The sequence below is a fragment of the Tenacibaculum piscium genome, assembly GCF_021390715.1.
GTDB lineage: Bacteria > Bacteroidota > Bacteroidia > Flavobacteriales > Flavobacteriaceae > Polaribacter > Polaribacter piscius.
Window position 1 is genome coordinate 226,461 of record NZ_JAJGWT010000001.1, and the last position, 18,811, is coordinate 245,271.

Annotated in this window: 17 protein-coding genes; 6 read left to right on the forward strand and 11 right to left on the reverse strand. The window is 30.3% G+C overall.

Annotated elements, in window-relative coordinates; translation table 11 throughout:
• Positions 1-32: 32 nt before the first annotated feature.
• From L0U77_RS01020 to L0U77_RS01065, 10 genes are all read right to left on the reverse strand, one after another.
• The gene (locus tag L0U77_RS01020; protein WP_101917989.1) at positions 33-281 is read right to left on the reverse strand and encodes a hypothetical protein; all 249 of its coding nucleotides are present in this window, start codon (positions 279-281) and stop codon (positions 33-35) included.
• 20 nt (positions 282-301) lie between these two features.
• Positions 302-628 (reverse strand): nucleotide pyrophosphohydrolase, encoded by a 327-nt coding sequence (locus L0U77_RS01025; RefSeq protein WP_101931313.1) that lies wholly within the window; start codon positions 626-628, stop codon positions 302-304.
• 61 nt (positions 629-689) lie between these two features.
• Complete coding sequence (locus tag L0U77_RS01030; protein WP_233883885.1) at positions 690-1,901, reverse strand: MDR family MFS transporter; 1,212 nt, start codon at positions 1,899-1,901, stop codon at positions 690-692.
• A 299-nt stretch (positions 1,902-2,200) separates the two neighbouring features.
• Positions 2,201-2,968 carry a cyclase family protein gene (locus L0U77_RS01035; RefSeq protein ID WP_233898220.1) on the reverse strand — a complete coding sequence of 256 codons (768 nt, stop codon included), beginning with the start codon at positions 2,966-2,968 and terminating at the stop codon, positions 2,201-2,203.
• A gap of 4 nt (positions 2,969-2,972) precedes the next feature.
• A complete protein-coding gene (hemW, locus tag L0U77_RS01040; RefSeq protein WP_233900627.1) occupies positions 2,973-4,100 on the reverse strand; it encodes a radical SAM family heme chaperone HemW in 1,128 nt (375 codons plus the stop codon).
• 1 nt (position 4,101) lies between these two features.
• Positions 4,102-6,216, reverse strand: coding sequence for a KAP family P-loop NTPase fold protein (locus tag L0U77_RS01045; RefSeq protein ID WP_233900628.1), 2,115 nt, complete (start codon positions 6,214-6,216; stop codon positions 4,102-4,104).
• 7 nt (positions 6,217-6,223) lie between these two features.
• Positions 6,224-6,778, reverse strand: a complete 555-nt coding sequence (ruvC, locus tag L0U77_RS01050; RefSeq protein ID WP_101917995.1) for a crossover junction endodeoxyribonuclease RuvC — start codon at positions 6,776-6,778, stop codon at positions 6,224-6,226.
• Between the two features lie 53 nt (positions 6,779-6,831).
• A complete protein-coding gene (gene ade, locus L0U77_RS01055) occupies positions 6,832-8,478 on the reverse strand; it encodes an adenine deaminase (RefSeq protein ID WP_233900629.1) in 1,647 nt (548 codons plus the stop codon).
• Positions 8,479-8,615: 137 nt separating this feature from the next.
• Positions 8,616-10,217 carry a phosphoenolpyruvate carboxykinase (ATP) gene (gene pckA / locus L0U77_RS01060; protein WP_233900630.1) on the reverse strand — a complete coding sequence of 534 codons (1,602 nt, stop codon included), beginning with the start codon at positions 10,215-10,217 and terminating at the stop codon, positions 8,616-8,618.
• A gap of 105 nt (positions 10,218-10,322) precedes the next feature.
• A complete protein-coding gene (locus L0U77_RS01065) occupies positions 10,323-10,709 on the reverse strand; it encodes a DUF423 domain-containing protein (RefSeq protein ID WP_101917998.1) in 387 nt (128 codons plus the stop codon).
• A gap of 101 nt (positions 10,710-10,810) precedes the next feature.
• On the opposite strand from L0U77_RS01065, the gene L0U77_RS01070 reads away from it, so the two are divergent.
• The gene (locus L0U77_RS01070; protein ID WP_233896918.1) at positions 10,811-12,181 is read left to right on the forward strand and encodes a saccharopine dehydrogenase family protein; all 1,371 of its coding nucleotides are present in this window, start codon (positions 10,811-10,813) and stop codon (positions 12,179-12,181) included.
• A 212-nt stretch (positions 12,182-12,393) separates the two neighbouring features.
• Complete coding sequence (locus L0U77_RS01075) at positions 12,394-13,023, forward strand: WG repeat-containing protein (protein WP_193699628.1); 630 nt, start codon at positions 12,394-12,396, stop codon at positions 13,021-13,023.
• A 107-nt stretch (positions 13,024-13,130) separates the two neighbouring features.
• Here the strand turns inward: L0U77_RS01075 and L0U77_RS01080 are convergent, their stop codons facing one another.
• Positions 13,131-15,014 (reverse strand): B12-binding domain-containing radical SAM protein, encoded by a 1,884-nt coding sequence (locus L0U77_RS01080; RefSeq protein WP_233900631.1) that lies wholly within the window; start codon positions 15,012-15,014, stop codon positions 13,131-13,133.
• Between the two features lie 230 nt (positions 15,015-15,244).
• Here L0U77_RS01080 and L0U77_RS01085 point away from each other — a divergent pair, with 230 nt between their 5' ends.
• The 4 genes from L0U77_RS01085 (at position 15,245) to L0U77_RS01100 (ending at position 18,694) form a co-directional block, all read left to right on the forward strand.
• Positions 15,245-15,808 (forward strand): transposase, encoded by a 564-nt coding sequence (locus tag L0U77_RS01085; RefSeq protein ID WP_233896916.1) that lies wholly within the window; start codon positions 15,245-15,247, stop codon positions 15,806-15,808.
• 153 nt (positions 15,809-15,961) lie between these two features.
• Positions 15,962-17,293: a cytochrome ubiquinol oxidase subunit I gene (locus L0U77_RS01090; RefSeq protein ID WP_233896915.1), complete on the forward strand. Its 1,332-nt coding sequence runs from the start codon at positions 15,962-15,964 to the stop codon at positions 17,291-17,293.
• Between the two features lie 2 nt (positions 17,294-17,295).
• Complete coding sequence (gene cydB / locus L0U77_RS01095) at positions 17,296-18,369, forward strand: cytochrome d ubiquinol oxidase subunit II (RefSeq protein WP_233896910.1); 1,074 nt, start codon at positions 17,296-17,298, stop codon at positions 18,367-18,369.
• A 31-nt stretch (positions 18,370-18,400) separates the two neighbouring features.
• The gene (locus L0U77_RS01100) at positions 18,401-18,694 is read left to right on the forward strand and encodes a hypothetical protein (RefSeq protein ID WP_233896909.1); all 294 of its coding nucleotides are present in this window, start codon (positions 18,401-18,403) and stop codon (positions 18,692-18,694) included.
• Positions 18,695-18,811: the final 117 nt, after the last annotated feature.

The window sequence follows — 18,811 nt, forward strand, 5'->3', positions numbered from 1 at the left end:
CGTAGTTCGTTTATTTTACGATTTTTTTACGATTACTTTGTTTTTTTATTCACCACATAAATGGCATATAAAACACTAACCGTTACTTTTGTTAGCCAAAAACGTTGCCATTTTCCTTGTGAAAAATTAATTGTATTTACGGTTTCAAAATCCCCAGAAAACAACGCACTTCCACTATTTACTAGCAATGAAAATAAGGTTACAAAAACTAAAAAAGGCACACTAACTTTCAGTACATTAATCCAAAAACTTCCTTTTTGTATATTTTTACTTAAACTCATTTATATTTATTTGTATTTAATTATTTTAATTTTTCGTTATTATGATGACGGTCATGATCTCGTTTTGTTTTGATATCTAATTTTTTATCAAAAGCATCTTGCAAATTAATTCCCGTTTGATTTGCCAAACATAAAACAACAAACATAACATCGGCTAATTCTTCGCCTAAATCTTTATTTTTATCGCTTTCTTTTTCGCTTTGTTCTCCATAACGACGGGCAATAATTCGAGCAACTTCGCCTACTTCTTCTGTTAATTGTGCCATGTTTGTAAGTTCGTTAAAATATCGAACTCCATGATTTTTAATCCAATTATCGACTTCTTTTTGGGCGTTTTGTATATTCATTTTTATAATGATATTTTATAGTGATATTTTAAATTCAAATATAAATATTTCTTTTAGGCAATTAATTTGCCAAGGCAGATTTTTTAAGAACACGCATCAATAGTAAAAAAATTACCAAGCCAACAACAGCGATAATCGTCATGATACCCCAAGTCGTATCAAAACCATACGCATCAATTAATCGCATTCCTGAATTGTGTCCAAAAATATGTGCTAAGGAAAATGCCATACTATAATACGCCATATATTCTCCTTGATTTCCTTTTTTTGCACTATTGATAACAAAAGCATTTGAAAAAGGAAACGCAATCATTTCACCTACGGTCATAAATAACATTCCTAACACCAAAATACCAGACCAACTTGTTAAATTTAATACAAAAAAACTTAACCCCATTAATAATAATCCTATAAAAATTAAAAATGTGTTTGAATATTTACTTTCTTCCAACCATTTAATTAGGGGCATTTCTAACGCAAAAATAATAAAACCATTCATTGCCATTAACAAACCAATTTGTAATTCTGATAAATGATGTGCATCTTTATAATACAACGGAATTGTTGAGAATAACTGCAAAAATACGAATGCAAAAATGAACATTCCTACAAAAAATATCCAAAAAGCATTGTCTTTAAAAATAGATACTGGATTTGCTACTTTTAGTTCATCTAAAGGCGTTACTTTCTTCGGATTTAAGACATTCATCAATAAAAAAGTGGCAGAAATACAGGTAATTCCATCGACCCAAAACAAACCACTGTAACTTAAAGAAGTGATAATTAATCCACCTAAAGCAGGTCCTGCGGAGAATCCTAAATTAATTGCCAATCGAATTAAGGTTACCGAACGTGTTTTATTTTCGGGTTTACTATACGCATTTAACGCTACAAACATGGCGGGTCTAAAGGCATCAGCAACTAACATTACTAAAAAAATTCCGATACAAAATCCTATAAAAGAAGTTACAAATTGCAGGGCGATAAAAAAGAAACCTGTTAATAATAAACTTGCTTTCATCACTTTATAAAAGCCGATTTTATCGGTTAATTTTCCACCAACCCAAGAACCAAGCACAGAACCTAATCCAAAACAGGTCATAATCCAGCCAACATCTTTTAAGGTAAAATCTAAACTTTTAATTAAATACAACGATAAAAATGGAATAACCATCGTACCTGCTCTGTTAATTAAGGTGATTAGCGCCAACCACCAAACTTCTCTTGAAAGTCCTTTAAAAGTATTCAGGTAGTTAAAATACAATTTTCTCATAATATATTAATTTGATGCGTTATTTTTTATTGTTGAAATTTATCTAAAAGGAAAAAAGTCCGACTGTGAAGTCGGACTTTTTTTAATTGATCTATTTATTTAAAAAATCATATTACATAAAAAGTCCTAAACATACTGGTATCAGCATATTCATAATCTTTATATGTCGTATAAATTTTCATAATTATAGTTACTCGGATTTTTAAAAAATTCTATAAGTAAATAAGAAATTAAAGATGTAAAGCTATAAAAAAAAAGAATAGCTTTTACAATTCGCTTGTTTTTTATTTTAGTTGATTCTATTTTATTTTATATAAAACAGGCTTACTTGGTGTGGCGTCGTTTTCGAAAGGCGCAATCATTAAATTTAAGAAATAAGCGCCATCTTCTATGGAATTATCGACATAAATAAATTCTGTAATTGTTGCTTCAAAGCGGATTTCACTTTCATTATTCTTTTTATTTCCTGTATTCCAAAAAGCATTATGAGCCAATAATTTACCCGCATCTTTTTCTTTATCCACTGAAGGTAAATCGATTAATAAATGCTTAATATTTTTTTCTTTCAGATAAATCGCTCCTTCTTCTAATAAATATGGCGGATTTGTATTTGAATATCGGCGTTGTTTTTTATCAGATATATTTGGTAAAGTTCTAATAATTATGGCTTCTATTTTTTTATCTTTTAAAACTTTTTCTAATTGCTTTTTTGTTATCACAAAATCGCCATTTTCTAATTTCTTCGGATAAATACTTATCACTTCAGCCAAAAAGAAAAATTTTTTTAAATGTTCATTTACAGAATGTACTTTTTTGGTAATATGTCCTACACATTCGGTGTGTGTAATGTGTGAATGTGGGTTAAAATTAATCGTATTAAAATTTACAACGGCACCTTTTTCAACGCTTCCGACCCAATTTTCAGCGACCACAGGCGTAATTTTAGGATCATCAATATACCAAGCATTTACACTTTCTTTTGATACATCAATTGCAATCGAAATATCTAAAGGTTTTGCTAAATCTATTTTATATTTTTCTGATTTATGTGTTATTTCTGCAATCATATTTTTATTTAATTCTAAATAATTCCGAAGCTAAACCATCGGCTAAAAACTTTCCTTTTGGAGTTGTTTTAAGTGTATTATTTTCGATAATTAATAATCCTTCCTCAATAAATTTCTTTGATGATTTTAATAATTCTTCTTTAAAATCGGCTTTAAAATTTTCTTGAATTTCATTTAATGAAACGCCCCAAATGGTTCGTAAACCTGTCATTAAATATTCATTAAACTGGTCTTCTTTGGATAATTCTTCTTGCTCATTCGGAAGCTTTCCTTCTTGTAATTCCTTTATATATTTTGCGTTATTGGCAACATTCCAACTGCGATGTGTTTTGCTAAACGAATGTGCCGAAGGACCAATTCCGATATATTTTTTACCCAACCAATACGATGTATTATGTTTTGAAAAATAATTTGGCTTTCCAAAATTAGATATTTCATAATGTACAAATCCGTTTTTAGCGGTTTCTGCTACTAAAATATCAAAATGTTCTTTGGCTTCTGTTTCGTCTGGTTCGGGATATTTTCCATTTTTAACAAAACTATCTAACACTGTTTTTGGCTCCACAGTTAAGGCGTAACTCGAAATATGATTCACACCAAAATCAAAAGCAATTTGCAAATTTTCTTTCCATCGCTCGTTACTCATATTCGGAACGCCATAAATTAAATCGACTGTAATATTATCAAAATAACAAGTTGCTATTGATAAACATTCTTTTGCTTCTTTTGAATTATGCGCTCGATTCATACTTTTTAAATCTTCTTCAAAAAAAGATTGCACGCCAATACTTAATCTGTTAATTGGCGAATTTGCGAGTTCTAAAAATTTTTCTTCGGATAAATCATCAGGATTTGCCTCTAGCGTAATTTCAGGATTTTCAATAACTTTATAATGCTGATAAATCGCATTTAATAAACTTTTTATTTCTTCGGATGATAATAATGATGGAGTTCCGCCACCAAAATAAATAGTTTCTATGATTTCGTTTTGTAATTCTTTTTTTCGGATTTCCAATTCTGTTATTAAACACGAAATTAGTTCGTCTTTCTTTTTTAAAGAAGTCGAAAAATGAAAATCGCAATAAAAACATGCTTGTTTACAAAATGGTATATGTATGTAGATTCCTGCCAAATTAGTTTATTAAATTTTTGTCTTTTTTATACCAATAAATAAATTGTTCTACGTTTTCTAAATCAGAAGATTCATCTTTACTTGATAAAACATAAGTTGAACCTATTTTTTTTATTAAATCAGGTTTCAATTTTTCAATTTTTTGATAGATAACCTCTTCTATAATTAAAGACTCAATCTGCTTATAACTCACGATATTAAACACCTCAATTCCCTTATTATTATACTTAAAAATACTTATCATATTTTTAATATCTTCAATGTTTTTTAAACTATTAAAAACATCTTTTTTATAAACTTCTTCATCATCCTCTTTAAAAATAAACATTACTGTTATTTTATTATAATTACTTAAATATGAATAATCTATTAATGATACTTGCTGAATATTTAACTCATTTTTTATTCTTTTAAGAATATCTTTTTCTATTCTAGTTTTTAAGTTTGATTTCTTAGTTAACATCAATTTAAAAAGTTCATCTATATTTAATATATCTATAGGTAAATTAATATCTAAACTAGCTTTATCAATAGCTTCTGATATTAATCCAATCAATCTTAAACGATACGTTTCTTCAAAAACATCTTTATCCTTTTCAGGTATCATTTCTAAATTTAAGAAAAAAAAGTTATAGAAAAATTCTTGATTTGACTTTTCTTCTTTTATTAAATCTTCTATAACACTGTAAAAACGATGAATTTTTAAATTATCTTTATCTCTTAAATCAATAAGATTCGTTTTTAATTCGACTTCATTTTCATCAATTATATTTTGAAGTATCAACTTCTTTTTTATTACAGAAACTTTGCCAATTGTATGATATGAAAAATATTTTTCAAAATGATTAGGATGATTAATTTTTAAATTTAATCTTGAAATTTCAATAGCGTTTTTACCACCCTTTAATTCCATTCTCATCATAAATTCTTTAGATTCTGGAAATAATATTACTAGAATTTCGTTGGAATACTCTTTGAATATTTCATCTTTATTTAAAATATCTGTTGAATACTTAATTATAGTACTATTAGTAATTAATTTTTCTTCTATATTAGGTGAATCATATTTTTTTATAACATTAAAAGCAATATTATCCGTAACCTTCAAATATTCAATCCAAAATAAATCTCTTAAATTAACTTCTTCACCAATAGCAAAAGCACCCACAAAAAAACTATTAAGAACTCGTATTATTTCTCTACCATTTTTAAAATATTGTACTCTAAATTCTCTTATTATCTCTGAAAAAGCTTCTTTTTCATTATCATTTTCATCTGAAAAACCTAAATTATCAAATACTTCTTTTAGCTTTATTTCAAAAAATTGTTTAAAATATGCTGATTCAATTTTCGGTAAATGAATTGGAATATTAATAATTTTTTCTAAAAACAATTCTCCATCTTTCGTATCTACACCATAACGTTGCCCTATTGCCTTAGCAACATGATTTTCATCTAAAGCAACGATATACACAAAATTATTAAAATTCGCATTTAATTTTATCAGCTTTAAAATAGTATATATTTCATCTTTATCAAGGCGATCAATATCATCAATAAACACCACTATTTTATATTTAGAAGCCTTTAATTTATCGTTTATATTTTGAATTAAAGATTCTAATGTAACTTCCTTACCTATAAAATCTTCACCTAAAGCTTTCATTATTTCGCTTACATCAAACGTAGCTCCCGCTTTATTTGAAGAAAACCCTACAGATGCAGAAAGCTTAACGGCTTTTGTATATCTACTATATTTTATAAGTTGTTTTCCTATTTTTTGAAGTGTAGTATCTTTATTTACAAACATCATTTTAGAAAGTCCATCAAAAAAATCAAAAAGCATTTCTTCTTCGGTGCTATATCTCCAAGGATTAAAATGATATTTTAAAATACCTTTTTGTCCTTTTTCTTTATCTTTCCAAATATCAATTTCATCATTAATTAAATTTAAAAATGATGTTTTTCCTTCTCCCCATTTTCCATAAATCCCGATAGTTAAAGGTTCAGAATTATTGGAATTATTTTGAATTATCTTTTGAACCTTTTTAGCATAATGTTTAAAATTAAAAAGGTCTATTCCGTTATTTTTTGAAATCGGGGAATTACTAATCATAATTTAATTACTTTTTAACACGTTTTTCATTCTGACTCACAAACGAAGCCCAGCCTGAGTAATTTTTACCGCCTACCACTTTTCCTGAATTATAATGATGACAAACTGCAGCTGCTAAACCGTCGGTTGCGTCTAAATTTTTGGGTAATGTTTTTAAATTTAATAATGATTTCAGCATTAAAGCGACTTGTTCTTTACTGGCTTTTCCGCTTCCTGTGATTGCCATTTTTATTTTCAAAGGCGCATATTCTGTTACGGGAATATCTCGTGATAATGCTGCTGCCATCGCTACACCTTGAGCGCGTCCTAGCTTTAACATCGATTGTACATTTTTACCAAAAAAGGGTGCTTCTAACGCTATTTCATCAGGATGATAGGTGTCTATTAACTCGAGTGTTCGCTCAAATATTAAGCGTAATTTTATATAATGATTGTCGTATTTTTTTAAAATTAACTCGTTCATTTGAACAAATTCCATTTTTTTTCCTACCACTTTTATAATTCCAAAACCCATGATACTCGTTCCTGGATCAACGCCTAATATTATTTTTTCTGTCTTCAAATTTTATAACAATTTCTGTAAATACAAAACTAATCAATTATTATTCGGTAAATTTATCCAACTTCTAATGATGTAAATTTAAACGTATTTCCATCAAATAAACCTTTATCTGATAATTTTAACGACGGAATAACCAATAATGCCATAAACGATAAACTCATATAAGGCGCTCTTAATTTGCTTCCCATTTGTTTTGCCATCGCATCTAATTCGGCATACGATTTTCCAATTTCTATTGCCGATTTATCAGACATAATTCCTGCTACGGGTAAGGAAACTATTTTTTCTTCGGATGTTGTTACCGCACAAATTCCACCTTTATTTTCGATTAATAAATTTACTGCTTTACAAATTGCTTCATCAGAAACACCGATAGCGATAATATTATGAGAATCATGTCCAACAGAACTTGCAATTGCTCCTTCTTTTAATCCAAAATTTTTAATAAAAGCAATTGATGGTTTTGCATTTTTATAACGATTTACAACCGTCATTTTTAAGACATCATTTTGAGTGTTTGAAACTAGATTTCCATCTTTAATTAACGAATTTACTTCAATTTGATTCGTTACTAATTCGCCATCTAAGGCTTCAATAACTCTTATTTTTTCTGCGGATGATTTAAACTCAAAATCAGCAATACTTTTTTTATCTGTATTAAAATTATTCAACACCTCAAAAGCTACCGATTTTACAAACGATTTTCCATTTTCAGCAACTAATTCACCATTTATATACGTTTGTAATACCTTAAAATTCTTTAAATTTTCAACGATGATAAAATCAGCAGCATCACCTTTTTGTAATAAACCAACATCTAAATTATAATGTTTTACAGGATTTATACAGGCAACTTTTAACACTTTAAAAACATCAATTCCTTTTGAAACGGCACGTTCACACAATTCGTTGATGTGTCCTACTAATAAATCATCAGGATGTTTATCATCAGAACAAAACATCATATTTTCAAAATGATTTGGTAATAAATCAATTAAAGCCTCAAAGTTTTTAGCAGCACTTCCTTCACGAATAATTACTTTCATGCCTTTTTGAAGTTTTTCTAAAGCTTCATCATAAGAAAAACATTCGTGGTCGGTGGTTATTCCTGCGGAAATATATTTTGAAACATCATCACCTCGTAAACCTGGCGCATGACCATCAACAGGTTTATTATTATCTTTTGCATGCTGAATTTTTTTCAAAACCTCAGCATCATCAAATAACACGCCTGGATAATTCATCATTTCAGCTAAATATTTAATATCTGGGTTTTGCATCATCAATTTAATGTCTTCGGAATCTATAATTGCTCCAGCACTTTCAAAAGAGGTTGCTGGCACACAACTTGGCGCTCCGAAATTAAATTTTAACGGGACTTTTTTTCCGTTTTCAATCATAAAATCAACGCCTTTTACACCTAATACATTGGCGATTTCATGCGGATCAGAAACCGTTGCAACCGTACCGTGAGTAACTGCAATTTTAGCAAATTCTGATGGCACTAACATCGAACTTTCAATATGAATATGAGCATCAACAAAGCCAGGAATAATATAATTTTCAAAATTATTTTCTTTTATATTTATGGTTGAATGATTTATTTCTTGAATACTTTTTATTTTACCATTTTCAATCTGAATTTGTCCTTTATAAATTCGATTATTTTGTATATCGACAATATTTCCTTTTACAATCATCTTTTTTAGTTTCGTTAAAAAATTTAATTTAACAATTTAATACAACAAAAATAGGCAGTATTTAGGCATAAAAAAAGCATCCTTTCGGATGCTTTTTTTAATATTTCATGAATCTTTTTTTAGAATAAAAAAGATTATTATAGAGTTGGTCCTCCTGCTAAAATTTCAGCATTTGCATTTTCTTCAAACTGTTTAAAGTTTTTTCTAAATGAATCTGCTAATTTGTTTGCTGTTTTATAATATTCTTCATCATTATTCCAAGCTTGACGTTGGCTTAATAATTCGGTAGGAACTCCTGGACATTTTCTTGGTTGTGCCAATCCAAATACAGAATGTGTATGATAATTTTCATTATTTACTTCCCCTAAATCTCCGTTTAATGCGGCATTAATCATTGCACGAGTGTATTTTAATTTCATTCGATGACCAATTCCGTAAGGACCTGCTGTCCAACCAGTATTTATCAACCAAACATTTACACCTGTTTCTTTCATTTTTTCGCTTAACATTTCTGCATAACGCGTTGGATGTAATGGCATAAATGGTGCTCCAAAACACGCTGAAAAACTTGGTAATGGCTCGGTAACTCCTGCTTCCGTTCCTGCAACTTTTGCGGTATATCCTGAGATAAAATGATATGCTGCTTGTCCTGGTGTTAATTTAGATATCGGAGGTAATACTCCAAAAGCATCGGCAGTTAAGAAAAAGATATTCTTCGGATTTTTCCCTGTTGATGGCGTTTGAATGTTTTCAATATGATGTATCGGATAACTTACACGGGTATTTTGTGTAATAGAGGTATCGTTAAAATCAACCTTACCGTTTTCGTCCATTACGATATTTTCAAGAATTGCTCCTTTTTTAATCGCGGCATAAATTTCTGGTTCTTTTTCTTGAGATAAGTCAATTACTTTAGCGTAACAACCTCCTTCAAAATTAAAAACAGTATTTTCTGATGTCCAACCGTGTTCATCGTCTCCAATTAAACTACGATTCGGGTCAGTAGATAACGTTGTTTTTCCAGTTCCTGATAATCCGAAGAAAATAGCGGTATCACCATCTTTACCAACATTTGCCGAACAGTGCATTGGCAACGTATTTTTAAAGACAGGTAAAATAAAGTTTAAAGCAGAAAAAATTCCTTTTTTAATTTCACCAGTATATCCAGTTCCACCAATTAAAGCAATTTTTTTCTCGAAGTTTAAAATAGCAAAGTTGTGCTGACGTGTTCCGTCAACCGCAGGATCTGCCATAAAACCTGGAGCATTTACAACTGTCCATTCTGGAGAAAAATCTTTTAATTCTTCAACCGTTGGGCGTAAAAACATGTTGTAAGCAAACATATTACTCCAAGGATATTCGTTTACGACTCTAATATTTAGCTTGTAATCTTCATCGGCACAAGCATAACTATCACGTACAAAAACCTCTTTCCCTGAAAGATACGCTGTTACTTTATCATATAATTTATCAAATTTTGCTGAATCAAAAGGAATATTGATATCTCCCCACCAAACCTCATCTTTTGTAATATCATCTTTTACAATGAATCTGTCCATTGGTGAACGTCCTGTAAACTCACCTGTTTCAACAGCTAATGCGCCAAAATCAGTGGTTTTTCCTTGTTTTTTTTCAATCGTTATATCGTGTAACTCGTCTGAAGTTAACTGATAACGAACCATCGCGTCCTTAATTCCTAAGTTCTCTAATGATATCGTTTTCTTATCAAGATTTGTCATCTTAAAATAATTTAGTTGTGTTAAGTTCACACAAAAATAGGATTTTTTGCGTAAACTGCTTACTTATTGATTTTTTTTATTATTTTTTTATTATTTTTTTCTAAATTAAATAGTTTTTTTTGATATCTTTTTGATAAACTCAAAAATCATTAAAGACCAACCTATTATTAATAAAACACCTCCTAAAGGTGTGATAAACCAAATCGATTTTGCCGATATTCCAGCGAGTTGAATTAAATAAATGGAACCTGAAAAAAGCACAATTCCTGCTATAAAAAAGCGACTAATCCTATTTTTTTGTTGCAAACTAAACTCCTGAAACGTGTTTATAAAAAGTAAAACGAGCACGTGTATAAATTGATATCGAACAGCAGTTTCAAAACTTTGTAAGGCTTCCGGGCTTAATTTCGATTTTAAAGCATGTGCGCCAAAGGCTCCTAAAACGACTGCAATAACGCCGAACACAGCCGTAATTGTTAAATTTTTATACATTTTGATTGATTTTGTTTAATTTTAAACTTTATTTTAATTTATTCTAATTTATTTTACGGATATTGTGATTTCAAATTTAAGAAAACAAAAACACATTATATATGAGAAATATATTAATTATCGGCGCTGGTAGATCTAGTTCATCTCTTATAAAATATTTATTAGATAAATCAACTTCAGAAAATTTACACATTACCATTGGTGATCTTTCGCTTACAAATGCAGAAGCAATTATCAATAATCATAAAAATGCAACGGCAGTACAATTAGATGTTTTTAATGCGGATCAACGTTCGCAAGCGGTTCAAAATTCAGATATTGTTATCTCGATGTTACCTGCTCGTTTTCATATCGAAGTTGCTAAAGATTGTGTTATCTATGGAAAACATTTGGTAACAGCTTCTTATATTTCGGATGAAATGAAAGCCTTAGATACTGATGTAAAAGCAAAAGGTTTGGTTTTTATGAACGAAATTGGTTTAGATCCTGGAGTTGACCACATGAGTGCGATGCAAATTATTGATGAAATTCATGAAAAAGGTGGTAAAATGTTGCTTTTTGAATCATTTTGTGGTGGTTTAGTTGCTCCTGAAAGTGATACCAATTTATGGAATTATAAATTCACTTGGAATCCTAGAAACGTAGTATTAGCAGGACAAGGAGGTGCGGCGATGTTTATTCAAGAGAACACCTATAAATACATTCCGTATCATAAATTATTTAGACGAACCGAATTTTTAACCATTGATGGTTATGGTAAATTCGAAGCGTATGCAAATCGAGATTCCTTACAATATAGAAGTATTTATAATTTAGAAAATGTACCAACAATGTATCGTGGAACGATTCGAAAAGTTGGTTTTTCAAGAGCTTGGAATGTCTTTGTTCAATTAGGAATGACCGATGATTCTTATACTATTGAAAATTCTGAAAATTTAAGTTATCGTGATTTTACGAACTTATTTTTAGCCTACTCTCCTACCGATTCTGTCGAATTAAAATTCCGTTCTTATCTTAAAATTGAACAAGATGATATCATGTGGGATAAATTTTTAGAGTTAGATATTTTTAATCCGACTAAAAAAACAGGACTCAAAAATGCAACGCCTGCACAAATACTTCAAAAGATACTTTCTGAAAAATGGACGCTTGAAGCCGATGATAAAGATATGATTGTGATGCAACATAAATTTGGATATGAGCTTGATAAGCAAAAATATCAGATAGAAAGCAGTATGGTTATTAAAGGTGATGATCAAACTTATACTGCTATGGCAAAAACTGTCGGATTGCCTGTGGCGATGGCAACTTTACGCATTTTAAATGGCGATATTACAACGCCTGGAGTGCAATTACCAATTAAAAAAGAAGTATATCAACCAATTTTAAAGGAGTTAGAAAACTATGGAATTATTTTTGTCGAGAAAAAAGTTCCGTATTTAGGCTACAATCCTGAAACGATAAAAGGATAATTTGCAATTATTTAAACGTACACAAAATATTTTATAATTCAATAAAAGGCATCATTATAATCATTATAGATGCCTTTTTCACTGTATTTATACTCCTTATTTTATATCAAAAAAAATCACACAAAACTTAATACCTTAACATCTTTAAAAATTTATTTAACGAGTAAAACAGCGTATATTTGCGTTTTTTTTTAACCCCCTAAATTAATATCATGAAATTTAAAGTAACAGTAGTTTTTATCATTTTAACAAGTTTTTATGCCAATGCTCAAGACTTTTTCATTGTCAAAAATAAAGAATTTTACGGAGTCGTAAACAGTAAAGGAATCGAAATTGCACCTCCAAAATATGATACAATAGCACCCTATAATCAGGAAAGAAAAAGTTGGGCAAAAGTAAATCTTGATAATAAATTTGGATTTATTGATAAATATGGAAATGAAGTCGTAGAAGCCGTTTATGATTCTATCGGTAAATTTGGAATGTTCCAAAAAAAATGGGCTATCATAAAAGAAAACGGTTATCTAGGATTTATTAATAATAATGGTAAAAAAGTTATCAATACTAAATTTGACGAAATCCAAGCTTTTGACGTGTATCGAAAAGGATGGGCGTTAGTTCGAATTAAAGATAAAAGTGGTTTTATCAATAATAAAGGAAACACCATTGTACGAATTAAATATACAGAAATCGGTATGTTTGATATCTATAAAAAAGGTTGGGCAAAGGTTTCAGTAACCAATAAACTTCGTCAAACTAAATATGGATTTATTGACAAATCTGGAAAAGAAATAATTCCTGCTATTTATGATAATATTGATGCTTTTATCAAAAATAAATAGCCTTAATTTTATGATTTTAACATTCAACTATATTTAAATCTTAAAAATCATGTTACCGTAAAAGTAACATGATTTTTTTTGTTTATGATTTTATCAAAATTAAACTTTTACACATTCAAAAAACCTTCAATTAAATTCGGTTTTTGCGTTGTTTTTAATACTTTAAAATCAAAATAATCTTGTAAAGGAATCTCAAATCCTTTGTAATTTAAGTAATTATTTAACGCCGTATTTAATCCTTGACTATACAAATGATGCTCCGCCCCTGTTGGATCTTCATGATACAAATCATTTTCAGCAAACCCTTTAAATTCTGGTCCTGTAATTTTAATTTCAAAAGCATCAGGGTTTTTTCCTACGGGACTATGACTTGTACAAGCAAACTGATGCCAAAAAGCCGATTGAATACAATTATGTTGAAATAATTGACGCACAACTTCTAACGAATCAATAGTTTCTTGCTCGGTTTCGGTAGGAAAACCAAACATTAAATAGGCATGCACCATAATATTTTCATCAGAAAAAGCTTTGGTTACTCGTGCCACTTGTCCAATATCTACGCCTTTTTTCATTCTAGCCAATAACCTATCGGAAGCCACTTCCAAACCGCCTGTTACCGCAATACATCCCGATTTTGATAACAACGAACAAAGCTCAGGTGTAAAGGTTTTTTCAAAACGAATATTTGTCCACCAGGTAATAAATATTTTTCGTTCTAGTAATTTATTTGCTAGAGCTCTTAGCATTTTTGGCGGTGCTGCTTCATCTACAAAATGAAATCCTGTAACGCCTGTTTCTGATATTATTTTTTCAATTTTATTTACCAAATCATCGGCGGTGGTGTTTTCGTAATTACCGATATAATCTAACGTAACATCACAAAAAGAACACTGTTTCCAATAACATCCGTGGGAAATGGTGAGTTTATTCCACTTTCCATCCGACCACATTCTGTGCATCGGATTCATTACATCTAAAAACGATAAATATTTATTAGTCGGCAAGCCGATGTAACTCGGAGCGGGTAAATTTCGATGATGAAATATCGTATTCGGAATTTTATTGGCATAAATAACTTCATTATTTCTACAGATAAAAGTTCTTTCTAAAGCATCTTCATTTATTTTTCCATCTAAAAATTCGGTAATTCTTAACAATGGAGCTTCACCATCATCTAGGCTTATAAAATCGACAAAATTAAAAATTCGAGGGTCAGATAAACGCCTTAATTCAGTGTTACAATAACCGCCGCCCATGGCTATTTTTATCTTTGGATATTGTTGTTTTATAAATTGAGCGCATCGCAAAGCGGAAAATAAATTCCCTGGAAATGGCACGGTAAAACAAATTAAATCATACGGTTTTTCAGGTGTTTCTAATGTTATTTGCTCTTTTATTTTTTCATCTAAAAGATACAGCATTTCATCTTCAATTAAAGTAGTTTCGTAGGTTAGAAACTCATCAATAGTATCAAAACTAGACGCTGACCGCCCTAATTGTTCAGCGTAGCGTGTAAATGAAAAAAACTCATCGACATTAGCGTTTATAAAATCGCCCAATTCCTCGATAAATAAGGTTGCAATATGTTTTGCTTTGTCTAAAATTCCTAATTTACCAAATTCGGTGGTTAAATCTTTGGCTAATTTGATGCGTCGGTGTCCGTGGGGTAAAAAATCTTTATGCACTATTTGATACGCCGCCGTAACTTCTTGCGCCCGCAAATAATTCATCACAAAATCTACTTTATCTATATAATTTTCTTGCTGATTTCCTACCAACGGAAAATCATTATTCCCAAGGATTTCCGCCTGTTTGAAAATAGCGTCTATAAATTCTTTGGTAAATACAGCGGTAAAAAGCTCGATGCTTAAATCCATTTGCGTAGCGTTTACATCTTTAGAATTTAAAAATCCTTTGATGTACGCCGTTGCGGGATATGCCGTATTTAATTGTGTGAAAGGTGGTGTTATTAAAAGTGTATTAATTGCCATAAATATAAATGAACCGCAAAGATAGCATCTGATTTAGGAATAGTGATTAAAAATTTTGGTTGGTTTTTTAATGGTGGGGGTTTTGTGTTTGGGGTTTAAATTTTATTTGAAATCTATTATATTTGATGTAAAACAAACGTATTTTTTGTGATATTATCGAAATAGAATGCACAAACGCACAACGTAGAGACGCAATGCATTGCGTCTCTACCAGCAATAAACGATATAAAATGACAAAAATCAAAGGAAAATATCGCATAGAATCCAATAGATTGAAAGGTTGGGATTACGGTTCCAATGCTATTTATTTTGTTACGATTTGCTGTAAAAACAAGGAATGTTTTTTTGGTGATATCATCAATGGAAAAATAATCTTATCGGAAATAGGAAAAATTGTTGAAACACAATGGATAAAAACATTTGAAATGCGTCCTGATATGAATTTACAAACAGGCGAATATATTGTTATGCCGAATCATTTTCATGCCATAATAACCATTGGTGAAAACAGTTATAATACCACGCGTAGAGACGCAATGCATTGCGTCTCTACTACCACCAAAAAATGCATTGCGAACCCGAGTAATAAATTCGGATCTCAATCAAAAAATTTGGCATCCATAATACGTGGATTTAAAACAGGTGTAACGGTAAATGCACTAAAAACAACTGTTAATTTCTCATGGCAACCCAATTATCACGATCATATTATTCGCAACAATAAAGCATACCACAACATTTCAGATTACATTATAAATAACCCTTCAAAATGGAATGAAGACACTTTTTACTAAACAAAATAATAAAATTAAGCACTATTAAAACCCTTTATTCATGCTAAAATATTTTGATTTATTTCTCAGACGGCATACCTAAAAATTTATGTGACAAATGTCACATAAATATCTAAAAATATGAATTAAATTTGTTGTCAAATTTACTTTCCGATGGAAGATATGCTATTTTACGACCGATTGCAATTTGCATTTACAATCACGTTTCATTATATATTCCCACAATTAACGATGGGATTATCCTTACTAATCGTGTATTTTAAGTGGAAATACTTAAAAAATAATATTGAAAAATATAACAATGCGGCAAAATTTTTAATGAAAATATTTGCTGTGAATTTTACTATGGGCGTTGTTACAGGAATCCCGATGGAATTTCAATTTGGTACTAACTGGGCAAAATTTTCAGAATTAACAGGCGGAATTATCGGGCAAACCTTAGCCATGGAAGGCATGTTTTCGTTCTTTTTAGAATCTTCCTTTTTAGCACTTTTTATTTTTGGTGAAAAATTAATGGGGCAAAAACTCCATCTTTTAACCGCTTTTTTAGTCTTTTTAGGTTCTTGGGCAAGTGGCTGGTTTATTTTAGCAACCAACGCTTGGATGCAACATCCCGTAGGGCATGAAGTTTTAGCAAATGGAAAATTCGTCCTAGAAAATTTTGGCGATTTATTTACAAATCCTTGGTTATTGCCTGCTTTTTTACACAATCAAGTTGCTTCTGTTACCACTTCTGCTTTTGTGGTGGCGAGTATTGGTGCTTTTTATATTTTGAGGAATAAAAATGTAGAATACGGTAAATTATTTTTAAAAACAGGCGTTATTTTTGGATTTATTGCCAGTTTATTATTAGCATTCCCTACGGGAGATTTAAACGCTAAAAATGTTGCGAAATATCAGCCTGCATCTTTTGCGGCGATGGAAGGGATTTTTGAAACCGAAGAAGCTGGTGCCGAAATTGTTTTAATCGGACAACCCAATATGGTCGAAAAAAAACTCGATAATAAAATTGCAGTTCCTAATATTTTAAGCTTTTTAACCTATCAAGAATGGGACAAACAAGTGCCAGGAATGGATCAATTTAAAAAAGAAGAATTACCCGACAATGTTCCTGCGCTTTATTATTCGTATCATATTATGGTAGGTTTAGGTACTATTTTTATCGGAATTATGGGATTGGCAGTTTTCTTTTTATATCGAAAAAAATTATACACTTTTAAGCCCTTATTATGGACAATATTGTTCTTAGTTCCTTTTCCTTATATCGCAAATATTACAGGCTGGTACACTGCCGAACTCGGAAGACAGCCGTATTTAGTCTATGGATTATTAAAAACAAGTGACGGAATATCGCCAACAGTTTCATCAGGAAATACCTTATTTACGCTTTTAGGATTTGTAGCCTTATATATGTTACTCGGTATCTTATTTTTAGTATTGGTTGGAAAAACAATTCATCAAGGACCTAAACATCAAACACATTAATTATGGAAGTATTTTGGTTTATTATCATCGCAATTGTTTTGGCGGTATTTTTTATTTTAGATGGCTATGATTTTGGTACAGGAATCATTCATTTATTTATGGCGAAAAAAGAAAAAGACAAAGAAGTTATTGCTAAATCGGCAGGTTTATTTTGGGATTCTAACGAAGTTTGGCTAGTTGCCGCAGGTGGAATGCTTTTTATGGCATTTCCTACATTTTACGCATCGGTTTTTAGTGGTTTTTACCTGCCTTTAATTATTGTTTTATGGCTGATTATTTTCAGAGCGATTGGGCTAGAATTTAGAGCGCAGTTTAACGTTCAAATGTGGAAAGATATTTGGGATACTTCTTTTGGCGTATCGAGTTTATTGCTTGCTTTATTTTTTGGAATTGCCTTAGGAAATGTAATTAGAGGCGTTAATTTAGGTGGTGTTGAAAACGGAATTTCTACCTATGAAGCTCATTATTTTTTCTTACCTCTTTGGAATAACAGCTTTAGTCCACTAGCTGAAAACCCTGGTGTTATTGATTGGTTTACCCTTGTTATCGGAATTATTGCGGTGGTTACTTTGGCTATTCACGGTGCAAATTGGATTGTTTTAAAAACCAATTCATCTATTAATGAAAAATTAAAGAAAACCGTTTTTAAATTAAATATTTTACTGATTGGTTTAACGATATTTTCATTGATTATCTGGCAAATTGTAAACCCAAATTCCTTAAATAATTTTATTGAAAATCCTTTTTTATTGGTGTTTCCGCTTATTTATATTTCAGGATTAATTGGCTTATTTTTTGTACAGAAATTGAACAACGAAATATATGCGTTTGCTTTTTCTACCTTACTGATTTTAGGAGGAATAACTTCCTCTTTAGCGTCACTATTTCCTATAATTTTACCATCAACAAATACCGTAAACGACTCTTTAACTATTTATAATACGGCTACAACAGCCTACGGATTATCAGTCGCAACTTACTGGGGTGTAGTTGGTTTTATCTTACTTTTTGTATATATGATTGTGCAAAAAAAGATTATGGGCGGAAAAATAGACAACATGGATTACGGACATTAAATCTGCTGAAAAATAAAAAAACACTCATTATATGACTGCTACTTTAATTTCGCTAATCAGTATTTTAATAGGAATATTTGGAGCAAATACAATTGGCTATTATTTCAAAAAATATTCTTTTGGATTTACAGGAAATACGATTTCTGGAGTTTTTGGAAGTATTTTTTTAATTAAATCTTTTGGAAGATTAGGCTTTAGCCCTAAATTTATAGTTCAAGTTGAATACATTAATTACGCCTTATTTTTCCTGAATAGCATCATTTCTTTTTTCGGTGGTGCGCTTGCTGTTTTTTTAATTTATCAGCTAAAAAATAAACTATTATAAAATGTTTTATTTAGAGCCTGTTTAAAAATTAAATAAACTGTCAGTTCGAGTAATTTTAATTCCTTTTAGTTATTAAAATTACTCAAATTGACAAGAATCATCAAAAAAAAGGAATAA